Source organism: Flavobacterium sp., assembly GCF_035760125.1.
Classification (GTDB): Bacteria; Bacteroidota; Bacteroidia; order Flavobacteriales; family Flavobacteriaceae; genus Flavobacterium.
This window is the reverse complement of sequence record NZ_DASTTN010000123.1, coordinates 1-8,802: the sequence shown is the minus strand read 5'-3', so window position 1 is coordinate 8,802 and position 8,802 is coordinate 1. Positions and strand designations below refer to the sequence as shown.

Genomic DNA, 8,802 nt, shown 5'->3' with positions numbered 1-8,802 from the left:
AAGTGTTTGAAACACATTAAAGTATTGTAACAAAATAGTTTCTATATTTTGTTTTTTAGGGATTTATAAATAAATATTGAATTGTTTTTTTACTATTTTTAGCGCCACAGTCTAAATGAACTTATGAGGAATTTTATAATCGTTTGTTATTTATTAAATTGGTTTTTTTTTTAGTCATTTCTTAACCCCTTATCATGAATCTTAAAAAAATAGTAAGTACATATTGGAGATTTTTAATTCTGTTGGGTATAACAATTTTATTTGCTCTACTTTTTTCTTATGTTCTTGATTTCTATTTGAATGATAATGTGGATAAAGTTTATGAAAACACTTCGAATGATTTTCAAAAAGAAACAGAAACTATTTTTCAGCAAAATTCAAAAAATCTAACAGATTTAATTAGTATTATTTCTAATTCAGATGAATTGGTTGATGCAGTCAATAGTCAAAACACGAAGTATTTCGATAGTCAGATGACTAAACTGCTGGAATATAATAGGGTTTTTGTTGGAGGGTATAATTTAGATAAGCAACTGATTTTTTATGGTAAAAAGAGAATTAGGATAATTGATTTTGTTCCTGAAAAAAAGTTTTCAGAACTTTATGTCAATAAACATATTCGCTATTATGTTAAAAACGAAGATGGTATTTTTGAAGTGTTTGGTACAATTTTGAATGCTTCAAACGATCCTACAAAGGAGAAAGCACCTTTAGGCTATCTTTTTTTGGTTCGAATTTTAGATCAAGGGTACGTTGATTATATTGGGACTTTGACCCATTCTAAAGCACAATTGTTAACTGATATTTCTAATGCACCCGAAATCAGTTCTAAATCGATTAGAGTCGAGATTAATTTAAAAGACAGTAATAATAAAGTCATTGCGAAACTATTTTTTGACAGAGATTTTGATTTGAATTTTTCTTTGGGAATTAAAAATATTTTGATAGTGTTACTTTTATCAATACTTAGTGTGGTTTTTTTGGGGTATTTATTGAATAAATGGTTTTTTGATCCATTAAAAATAGTTACTTCTTTTCTTGAGATTGGAGATAGAAATGCAATCAATAAATTAAAAAAGTATGGAGGTGAGTTTCGATATATCAGTAAGCTTTTTCAAATTAATATTCGTCAAAAAGAACAATTGATATTGTCAAGAAACATAGCTGAAGAAAATGGAGAACTTAAGTCTGCTTTTTTGGCTAATTTATCTCATGAGATAAGAACCCCTATGAATGCTATAGTAGGATTTAGCGATTTAATAAGAAGTCATAATATAAGTGATGCGGAAAGAGATGAATATTTGATGATTATTAATAAAAGTGGGCATGATTTAGTTTCTATTATTGAGGACCTTATTGAAATGTCAAAAATTGATGCCAATCAAGTTACACCAAAGATTTGTGAAGTTGATTTAGATAAATGTTTTAAAGAATTACAGGAATCTATAGCTATAACTATACCTAGAAATAAGAAAATAGAGTTGCATATCATTCCTAGTAAAAATCCTCTGACTCAGCTGATCTTGACTGATGAAATTAAATTAAAGCAGATTATGTTAAATTTAATAGGTAACGCTATTAAATTTACGGATTTTGGGTCTGTTTCTTTTGGATATGAAATCGATGAGATAGATCAAACTATTAAACTTACTGTTAAAGATTCTGGTAAAGGAATTACTAAAGAAGGGTTACAATATATTTTTGACCGTTTTCGAACAGTTGACTCAAATTCGACTGCTAAATCAAGTGGACTTGGATTAGGTTTGGCAATTTCTAAGGCTTATATTAAGCTTTTGGGGGGATCTGTTGTAGTAGATTCTGTTGTTGGATTAGGAACTGTTTTTGTGGTAACACTTCCTTTTGAATATGCTGACCAAAAGTCAACAGTTTTGCTCGAGATTAAAAACAATGTATCTACTAGTTTAGGAAATGAAATCATTTTGATTGCGGAAGATAATAATGTGAATTTTATATTATTAAAGAAGATTTTAACTGGTAGAAATTACACGATTCTTAGAGCAAGCAATGGGCAAGAAGCAGTAGATATGTGTAAAAATCAGGAAATCAATTTAGTTTTTATGGATATTGAAATGCCTGTAATGGATGGGATTAAGGCTTTTGAAAATATTAAAAATCTTAAACCTAATCTTTCTATTATCGCTCAAACTGCACATGCGTCAATTGAAGATGAAGAACGAATATTGTCATTAGGTTTTGATAGTTATATTACTAAGCCTTTGAAAAAAGAAAAAGTATTCGAATTGTTAGATGCTTTATTGTAATTAGGGATTGCTTAAAAAGTATTGAAGATTAACTATTTAAATCTATTTATTTAGGAAAGGGTTTGCTCTGGTAGGCCCCTAAATCGGGAGGTAATGTTCTAGTAATTCCTAAGATATCAAGTGGGATTAAATAAGTCGAATTTCCTTTTGCGAAAGCGGAAGAAGTATCGTCTATATTGAAATTGTTGATATTGGGATTAAAGAATTTCGGGTCTTTGTTAAGAATAATGGCACTGTAGTGCACGGGATCGGTGTCGAATTGATAATCTGGATCTTTGGTATTGCTGGACTTAATTAAACAATTATTGAATTGGTACTCGAAAGCAGCACCTGATTTTTTGTCCAAAAGCATTTCGTTCGAATAAGAACCATAAATTATACAATTATTGAATATTGCTCCAGTAAGGTCTCTGGTTTCTGGAGTGGCACCATCTATATAATTGCTAATATACACCGCTACTTGTTCAGGGCTAGACCAGTCGTTGTTGAAGGTTGAGTGTGTGAATTTGTAATTTCCGCCGTAAGTACAGGCTAAACTGGCTTGTCCTGTGTAATTAATAACAATGTTTTCTCCTTCAATTAAAGCATTTTTGGCTTGAATTCCATAATGGGTACAATTATAAATTTGGGTATTTTTTATAGGCATGGTTGCTCCGTCATTGCCTTCGATAAATAACCCAACTGTAGCATTTTTCAAAGTGAGATTTTGAATTGTATTATTAGTGCTTCCATTTTGCAACCAAACAGTTCCCCATTGTCCTGGGATATAACCGAAATCGGGTTGCTGACGATCACCTCCGAAAATCACTTCGTTTTCTAGTTTATCAGTAATGGATTTACTTCCGTTTATGTGCATTGAAGCGTTTTTGGGTACGATAAGACCGGAATCGGAATGAAAATAAACTCTTGCTCCTGGTTCAAATGTTACGGTTTCACCTTCGGGAACGGCAGCATATCCGTAAATTACATAGGCCTTTTTGTTTGTGAAAATAAGTTCGTTCCCATGAATAGGATCATTTTTGTCCAAATAAAAACCACTAATTTTTTCATTTCCTATTGGAAGTGTTTCTGTAGTTCCGTCGGCATTGCGGTTTGGGTATAATAAAATAGCGTCTTGTACTAAAGTCACTAATTCCACTTTCTGAAGATTTGCGCCACTGTCAAATTCAATTTGGTCGGTATATAGGAATTCGGTCGGGGTAGTGTTATCGCTTTCTACGGTTGTTTCTATAAAGATATACAGACTGTCTTTGGCTAACAACGTAACATTTTCGAACATCTTTCCTTGATTTCCCTGAGCACCATCAACGGACATTCGGTATTTAGAGTTTGCTCCATTGGCAAATTTTATGAGTGGTATGTTGATGTCGTTTTTGGAATGATTGTATACTTTTAAGGCATACGTACTCGAACTCAAATTGGTGAAAACCGTATCCAAATAAACGGTGTCTTTTGAAAAAGTCAAATCACCTGTACTGGCAACGGTATCAAAATCACTGCGACAAGAGCAAAATGAAAGTATAATCCCAATAAAAAAAAGTAAGATGATTCGAGGCATTTTGTTTTATTTTTTTGTAAAAATAGCAATAAATTAGATTTTTGGGTTTGTTACGGGGATTAGATTTTTAGTTTCTTTAGCATTTCATTTATTTCTTTTTTGAATTATCAATTTAGCGTATTTTTACAATCTTTAAAATCAAGATATGACAATAGATAAAGATAAAATGCTCGAATATTGCAATCAGTTTTCCAAGAACACTTTGATGGAAACACTAAATATCGAGTTTATAGATGCTGGCGAAGGATTTCTTGTTGCCAAAATGCCTGTGAATTCATCAGTGCATCAACCTATGGGATTGTTGCATGGAGGTGCTTCGGTGGCTTTGGCGGAAAGCGTTGGGAGTGCCGCTTCGCATTTTTTTATTAATGATAAAAACCAAGAAGTGCGTGGTATCGAAATTTCGGCTAATCATCTAAAAAGTATTCGTGAAGGATTTGTTATTGGTACTGCCCGTATTATCCACAAAGGAAGAAGTTTGCATCTTTGGGAAATTAAAATCACGGATGAAGCTGGGAATTTAGTTTCGCTTTGTAAATTGACGAATATGGTTTTGACGAAAGAGAAACAATAAGATGAATGGTTTTTTTGAAAAAGTTAAAAAACAACAAGAGCTAAAACTTCCTTTTGTTTCGTATTGCAAACCCAATTCGGATACGATAATTGGAATGTTTCAACACAATGATAAGTTATTTGATGTTGTTGATTTTACAGAGAAAGGGTTTGTATTTGCTTCTTTTGATGGAAAGAGGACTCATTTAATTCCCGAAAACCAATCAGAAATAATAGGTGTTGTTTGGAAAAAAGAAGTAGTTGATATCTCGGGAAATAAGCAGAAACTTTCGAATGTGTCGGATAAAAATAATTTTGAAAGTATAGTTGCTAAGGGGATTCGAGCCATAGAAAATAAGGAATTCAAGAAAGTTGTACTTTCCCGTAAAGAAATAATCGAACTGGAGAATTTTGATTTGCTTACGACTTTCGAAAAATTAATCCAATTGTATCCCAACACTTTTGTGTATTGTTTTTATCATCCAAAAGTTGGAACTTGGATGGGAGCTACACCGGAGCAATTGGTAAAAGCCAATGTCAATGTATTTGAAACAATGGCTTTGGCAGGGACGCAAAAAGATTATGGCTCGGATGAAATTGTTTGGGAAAAGAAAGAAAGAGAGGAACAGCAGTATGTTACAGATTATATTGTAGATCAACTTCAAGGGGTTGCTTTGGAGGTTTCGGTTACAGAACCCTATAGTCTTAAAGCGGGGAGTGTTTGGCACTTAAAAACCGATATTTGGGGTGTTTTAAATTCTGGTTTCAGTTTGAAGCAAGTTGTCCATTTATTGCATCCAACACCCGCTGTTTGTGGATTGCCAAAAGAAGTTTCGAAGGCTTTTATTTTGGAAAATGAAAATTACGACCGAACTTTTTATACCGGTTTTTTGGGTGAATTAAATACAAGTTTTGCTGTAGATTCGGTTAGCTCAGATTTGTTCGTCAATTTGCGCTGCATGCAAATTTGTGATTCGCAAGCACATTTGTATATGGGGTGTGGAATTACTAAAGATAGTATCCCAGAAAATGAATGGTTGGAAAGTGTCAATAAGTCGATGACGATGAAAAGGGCATTGTAGTAAAGAATATAAGTGATGGAATTTATAATTTTGAATAATAAATAAAACATAAATGAAATTAGATATACTAGCTTTTGGAGCACATCCTGATGATGTAGAATTAGGATGTTCTGGGACGATATTAAAAGAGGTTTCTTTAGGTAAAACCGTTGGAATTGTTGATTTGACACGAGGGGAGCTTGGTACTCGTGGCTCAGCTGAAATTCGGGATCAGGAAGCGAGTGATGCCGCAAAGATATTGGGAGTTACTGTGCGAGAGAATTTGAATATGAGGGACGGATTTTTTGTCAATGACGAAAAGCATCAATTAGAAATCATAAAGATGATCAGAAAGTACCAACCTGAGATTGTATTGTGTAATGCGATAGAGGATAGGCATATTGATCACGGAAAAGGAAGTAAACTGGTTTCGGATGCTTGTTTTTTATCTGGTTTGATGAAAATTGAAACCGTTCTTGAAGGTGAAATTCAAAAACCTTGGAGACCCAAAGTGGTGTATCATTATATACAATGGAAAAACATAGAGCCTGATTTTGTAGTAGACATTACTGGATTCACCGATAAGAAAATTGAATCTATTTTGGCTTATCGTTCCCAATTTTATGATCCCAATTCGAAAGAACCGGAGTCACCGATATCGAGTAAAAACTTCTTGGAAAGCCTGAATTACCGTTCTAGGGATTTAGGGAGGATAACTGGCGTTGAACATGCCGAAGGTTTTACCGTTGAAAGGTGTTTGGCAGTCAATAGTTTAGGAGATTTGAAGTAAATTTGCTGAATTTTTTTTAATTTTTTGTTTGTAGAAGTAAACATTTGTTCTATATTTGCAACCGCTAAGCACAAATGGTGGTTGTAGCTCAGCTGGTTAGAGCATCGGTTTGTGGTGCCGAGGGTCGCCGGTTCGAACCCGGTCATCCACCCAAAAGGCAAAAGCCTCGAAGAAATTCGGGGCTTTTTTTGTGGAGTTAAGTTTTGTTAAGGAATAAATATTAATTTATTGATTTAAAATAAATTAATATTTATTAAATTGCTTACAATTAACCAATTTAATAAAAATCTATGGGAACATTTTTAGTTAGCAAAAGGAAGAATGATGAATTTCAGTTTGTTTTAAAAGCAGGAAATGGACAAGTTATTCTTGCAAGTGAAGGATATACAACCAAAGCAGCTTGCGAAAACGGTATTGAGTCTGTGAGGAAAAATTCTCAAGTGGATGAAAGATTTGATAAATTGGAAGCCAAAAATGGAAAACCTTATTTCAATCTTAAAGCGAGCAATGGTCAAATTATTGGAAATAGCGAAATGTATGAATCGGTTTCGGCACGTGATAACGGAATTGAATCCGTAAAGAAAAATGCTCCCGATGCTGATGTAAAAGAAGATTTGTAATTAATTATAGTTATTTCATTAAAGTGAAGCCGTCTCAATACAATTTTTGAGACGGCTTCACTTTTTTGCTTTCAAAAAAATCTGGTGGTGTTTTTAAAATGTGTTTTCTTCAATAAATATTGTTAATACAAGGCTTTATATTTAGATTTGCGTTATGAAAAACAACCTGTTTAATCTTTTCTTTTCACTCGTAATCGTCATTTTTTCCTTAATTTGGATTAGTGATAAATTATCTATGCTTATAGAAAATGAAAAATACAGTTATTTTGAAACAACTGAAAAAGGGGATGCCGAAAATCAAACAGAAAGTAAATTAAAGATTTTGTTTATAAACCAAATTGATCATTTAAATTTGGTTCTATTCTTATCACCCAATGAAAAAAGCAATAATTCTTTCTATTCATTTACAGTCAAAGAATTTTGTTTTAAAAATCTAACTCCTCCTCCCGAAAAAGATAATTATGTTTCTATAGTTTGATTATTTAAAAAACTATTCTAAAATAATTATTAAAAATCAGTTGCGATTATGTCGTGACTAAATAACACATATCCAAAATGAAAAATTTAATGACTGCAATAGCTGTATTGTTTACAGCTCAATTTTTTGCGCAAACACACGAAATCATTAAGCACAATGGTGAGAAATTAGCGGTGAACTTTATAAAAATCGAAAACAATTTAGTTTACTATGCGCATCCTAATAGTATGGAAGAACAAAAAATAAGCCGCTATGCTGTGGCACAATTAAATGGAAAATCTAAAAACAATTCCAAAGTTATATCTGAAAAGATAAATTTTTCTGAGAAACCCGACTATAATAAAGTAATCATACTAAAAGACTTTGAAACAGTTGGATTAAAAAAAGCTGAAAATTTAATTAGTTATTTGGGAGTAGTCAAAGGAGAAACGAGGTGGTCTATATCTGAAATTGGAGAAAATCGATTGAAACAAAATGCTGCATCAAAAGGGAGGCAATTTATTGTGATAATATCTAATAAAATGGATAATCTAAAGGCTGTTGCTTATACATACTGATTTTTAGAAGCTAAATTAAAAAGAGCCGTCTTAAAATATTTTTTGGGCGGTTCTTTTTTTATTGCTAATGTGGTAGATTTCTGTCGATTTGCGAGAGGGATTACTTCACTATGTATTTATTTTCATAGGAGTTCAGTGAATTTCATTTGCAGTAAGCTACCGAAGTAATGCTTATAGCCCGACCGCATTATGGAAAGTGGGCGAATTAGTGGTATGTAAGGGTAGCCCACTTTAAATAATGGGGTCTCGCCCTGATGTGTTTTGTGATTTTGAAAATATATTAAAATAACAAAGAGCTTCGAATTGCTCCAAAGCTCTTTGTTTATTTTGTTGTTGAAAACGGATTCTGAAAACTACTGAATCGGTTTGTCAACTACAATTCTTTCTGGTCTGTTGGCCAAATCCCAAGCGATTACAAAGGCTAATTGTGCTCTTTTTGCCAGGGCATCGTATTCTATTTTGTTAGGCTCATCTCCTTTTCCGTGGTAATCGGCATGTACTCCATTGAAAAGGAATACTGCTGGAATACCAAATTTTGCAAAATTATAGTGATCAGAACGCTCGTAGAAATGATTAGGGTCTTTTGGGTCGTTGAATTTGAAATCCAAGTCTAAATGTGTGTATTTTTCGTTTTGTGCAACTGTGATGTTGTGCAAATCGCTTGATAATCTATCGGCACCAATTACATATACATAATTGTTGGTGTTGGCATGTTCTACATCGCGGCGGCCTATCATGTCAATGTTGATATCGGCTATAGTATTGGCTATAGGAAACAATGGATTTTCGGAGTAGAAACGTGATCCGTGTAAACCATGTTCTTCTCCAGTTACATGAAGAAATAAAATGGAACGTTTAGGACCGTATCCTGCTTTTTTGGCTTTTTGAAAAGCTTCGGCAATTT

9 protein-coding genes and 1 tRNA gene are annotated in these 8,802 nt (G+C 33.0%); 8 read left to right on the top strand and 2 right to left on the bottom strand.

The window, feature by feature from the left end:
* The first annotated feature begins 194 nt into the window (after positions 1-194).
* Positions 195-2,282, top strand: coding sequence for a response regulator (locus tag VFS71_RS05005; RefSeq protein ID WP_326399745.1), 2,088 nt, complete (start codon positions 195-197; stop codon positions 2,280-2,282).
* A gap of 46 nt (positions 2,283-2,328) precedes the next feature.
* Here VFS71_RS05005 and VFS71_RS05000 read toward each other — a convergent pair whose 3' ends face one another.
* A complete protein-coding gene (locus VFS71_RS05000; protein ID WP_326399743.1) occupies positions 2,329-3,840 on the bottom strand; it encodes a hypothetical protein in 1,512 nt (503 codons plus the stop codon).
* A gap of 145 nt (positions 3,841-3,985) precedes the next feature.
* Between VFS71_RS05000 and VFS71_RS04995 the strand changes: the two genes are divergently transcribed.
* The 7 genes from VFS71_RS04995 (at position 3,986) to VFS71_RS04965 (ending at position 7,898) form a co-directional block, all read left to right on the top strand.
* On the top strand, positions 3,986-4,414 hold the full coding sequence (locus VFS71_RS04995) for a PaaI family thioesterase (protein WP_310002902.1): 429 nt from the start codon (positions 3,986-3,988) through the stop codon (positions 4,412-4,414).
* Between the two features lies 1 nt (position 4,415).
* Positions 4,416-5,474, top strand: a complete 1,059-nt coding sequence (locus VFS71_RS04990) for a chorismate-binding protein (protein ID WP_326399741.1) — start codon at positions 4,416-4,418, stop codon at positions 5,472-5,474.
* A 52-nt stretch (positions 5,475-5,526) separates the two neighbouring features.
* Positions 5,527-6,243, top strand: a complete 717-nt coding sequence (bshB1, locus tag VFS71_RS04985) for a bacillithiol biosynthesis deacetylase BshB1 (protein WP_326399739.1) — start codon at positions 5,527-5,529, stop codon at positions 6,241-6,243.
* Positions 6,244-6,320: 77 nt separating this feature from the next.
* Positions 6,321-6,394 (top strand) — tRNA-His (locus tag VFS71_RS04980).
* Between the two features lie 139 nt (positions 6,395-6,533).
* Positions 6,534-6,863, top strand: a complete 330-nt coding sequence (locus VFS71_RS04975; protein WP_326399737.1) for a YegP family protein — start codon at positions 6,534-6,536, stop codon at positions 6,861-6,863.
* Between the two features lie 154 nt (positions 6,864-7,017).
* Positions 7,018-7,341: a hypothetical protein gene (locus tag VFS71_RS04970; RefSeq protein ID WP_326399736.1), complete on the top strand. Its 324-nt coding sequence runs from the start codon at positions 7,018-7,020 to the stop codon at positions 7,339-7,341.
* A gap of 89 nt (positions 7,342-7,430) precedes the next feature.
* Complete coding sequence (locus tag VFS71_RS04965) at positions 7,431-7,898, top strand: hypothetical protein (protein ID WP_326399735.1); 468 nt, start codon at positions 7,431-7,433, stop codon at positions 7,896-7,898.
* 353 nt (positions 7,899-8,251) lie between these two features.
* On the opposite strand, the gene VFS71_RS04960 is transcribed toward VFS71_RS04965, so the two are convergent.
* Positions 8,252-8,802: M28 family peptidase (locus tag VFS71_RS04960; RefSeq protein ID WP_326399734.1), on the bottom strand; the 551-nt coding region annotated here is incomplete at its 5' end.

Excerpts from the sequence above, each read along its gene's own strand:
- VFS71_RS05005 (WP_326399745.1), top strand. The coding sequence starts at position 195 with ATGAATCTTAAAAAAATAGTAAGTACATATTGGAGATTTTTAATTCTG.
- VFS71_RS05000 (WP_326399743.1), bottom strand. The coding sequence starts at position 3,840 with ATGCCTCGAATCATCTTACTTTTTTTTATTGGGATTATACTTTCATTT.
- VFS71_RS04995 (WP_310002902.1), top strand. The coding sequence starts at position 3,986 with ATGACAATAGATAAAGATAAAATGCTCGAATATTGCAATCAGTTTTCC.
- VFS71_RS04990 (WP_326399741.1), top strand. The coding sequence starts at position 4,416 with ATGAATGGTTTTTTTGAAAAAGTTAAAAAACAACAAGAGCTAAAACTT.
- bshB1 (WP_326399739.1), top strand. The coding sequence starts at position 5,527 with ATGAAATTAGATATACTAGCTTTTGGAGCACATCCTGATGATGTAGAA.
- VFS71_RS04975 (WP_326399737.1), top strand. The coding sequence starts at position 6,534 with ATGGGAACATTTTTAGTTAGCAAAAGGAAGAATGATGAATTTCAGTTT.
- VFS71_RS04970 (WP_326399736.1), top strand. The coding sequence starts at position 7,018 with ATGAAAAACAACCTGTTTAATCTTTTCTTTTCACTCGTAATCGTCATT.
- VFS71_RS04965 (WP_326399735.1), top strand. The coding sequence starts at position 7,431 with ATGACTGCAATAGCTGTATTGTTTACAGCTCAATTTTTTGCGCAAACA.